The organism is Ruoffia halotolerans, assembly GCF_014049385.1.
In the GTDB taxonomy this organism is placed as follows: domain Bacteria; phylum Bacillota; class Bacilli; order Lactobacillales; family Aerococcaceae; genus Ruoffia; species Ruoffia halotolerans.
The window spans coordinates 1-2115 of sequence record NZ_JACAOA010000060.1 but is presented as its reverse complement, the minus strand read 5'-3'; the positions used below and the strand labels follow the sequence as shown (position 1 = coordinate 2115).

2 protein-coding genes are annotated in these 2115 nt (G+C 40.2%); both read left to right on the top strand.

The annotated features are described in order from the left end of the window. On the top strand, positions 1-1416 hold a 1416-nt coding region (istA, locus tag HW423_RS10820), incomplete at its 5' end, for an IS21 family transposase (protein ID WP_218931890.1). Continuing rightward, positions 1391-2115 (top strand): ATP-binding protein (locus HW423_RS10815; protein ID WP_218931889.1); only part of this gene is annotated, 725 nt, incomplete at its 3' end. The genes istA and HW423_RS10815, both read left to right, overlap by 26 nt.

Genomic DNA, 2115 nt, shown 5'->3' with positions numbered 1-2115 from the left:
TCATACGATGAAGTAGCGCAATGGTCCCGTCATGAATTAGAAACTATGTTCCAATTGGATAGAAACAAAAAGGATCAACCTGTTTCTTACTATACAATGCCGGACTATAAACAGTTAGCGAAAGAGCTCGCAAAGCCAGGTGTGACGATGCAACTGCTTTGGGAAGAATACGCTCAAGAAGCCCGACTCAATCATAAAATCTATTATAAGTTAACCCAATTTAAGAAGCACTTTAATGATTACTTAGCTAAAACAAGCTTTAGTCATGTCCTCCATCACAAAGCGGGTGAACAGGTTCAAGTGGATTGGACAGGGAAACGACCACAGTGGATTGATCCAATGACGGGGGAAATCATCAAAGGCGACTTATTTGTGGGAACCTTACCTTTTAGCGGGTATACCTACGCTCAAGCCTGTATTGATCAAAAGATGCCAAGGTGGATTGAAGCCCACATACATATGTTTGAGTATTTTCAAGGCGTTCCCACGTTGTTAACACCGGATAATCTTCGGACAGGGGTTACTAAAAACACCAAAAAGGAACTCCTTCTAAACCCCACTTATGAGGATATGGCGAATCATTATCAAACGATTATTGTGCCGACGCGCGTTGCCCATCCAAAGGATAAGGCAGCAGTAGAAAACCATGTTAAGCATCTGACAACGCATATTATCGGTCGTATGCGCAACTATCAATGTTTCAGTATCGAAGAATACAACCACTATTTACGGAAGCTCTTGGATGAATTCAATGCCAAACCGTTTCAAAAGAAAGAAGGAAGTCGTCTTGAATTATTTAAGGAATTTGAACAAGTAGCGCTCAAGCCATTACCAGCTTATGCGTATGAAGTATGTGAATTTAAAGAAGCCAAAGTATATACAAATAGCCATATCACATTCAATAAGCACTATTACTCTGTACCGTATCAGTATATTGGCGAAACAGTGATCCTTAAAATTTATTCTACTTCTATCAAAATTTATCACCATAACCAATTCTTATGTGAACATCCTACCAAGGGGACTCGGCCAGGTGCATACTCTACAAATGAACAGCACTTACCGGAAGAAAGCAACCAGTTTGGTAAATGGAACAGCACTAGGTATTTGGAATGGGCTCGTCGAGTGGGGCCAAATGTTCATCGCGTCATTGCCAACCTATTCGATCAAGGCCCTGAGCAGCAGTACTACCGAAGAGTTCATGCGATATTAAAAATGGCAGATACCTATTCCGACCAAAGATTAGATAAAGCCTGCCATTATGCCCTTGAACGATCGACTCACCCGAATTTCACGTTAATAAAACAGCTGATCGAAAGTCCTATGACGCAATCCGATTTTAACACGACGAATCAAAATGAACAATCATACCTGAGAGGAGCGGACTACTATGAACAATTCAACCGAAAGAATTAATGAGTTAACACAGTATCTGAGACAAATGCGACTGCCCATCATGGCAGATCGGTTAATTGATTTGTATAGCGATCCGCTCAGCGATCAGCGTACGACATTGGATATTCTGGAAGAAATGGTCATCGATAAATACCAGTCCAGAAGACATAACACCATTCAACGTCACTTAAAACAAGCTAAACTCTCCCAGCCACAAGCTCATATTCAAGAGATTGATTATTCACCGAGTCGAAAGCTTAATAAAGATACTATCGATCAATTGAAGACCTGTCAGTTTATAACAAACCATCGAAATGTCATTATCCAAGGAGCCACTGGTACCGGCAAGTCTTACATTACGAATGCCTTATGTCGCTATGTCATCGAAGAAGGCTATACGGCAAGATACATGAGAATGTATGATTTACTCGCTGAAATGGTTCAGGCTGACCTAGAGGATAGACTCATTAACTATCTAAAGAAAATAGCGAAACTGGATGTATTAGTCATTGATGATTTTCTTTTAACACCGACAACCCAAGATGAACAAAAATACTTAATGGAAATCTTTGAATTAAGAAGTCGAGATCGTTCCCTTATTATTTCCTCTCAAATGGAAACAGGAGAATGGCATAAGAAATTAGGAGGTGGTGCCATTGCGGATGCCATACTTGATCGTGCCATCTCAAACTCTTATCATTTATATATTTCTGGTGATTC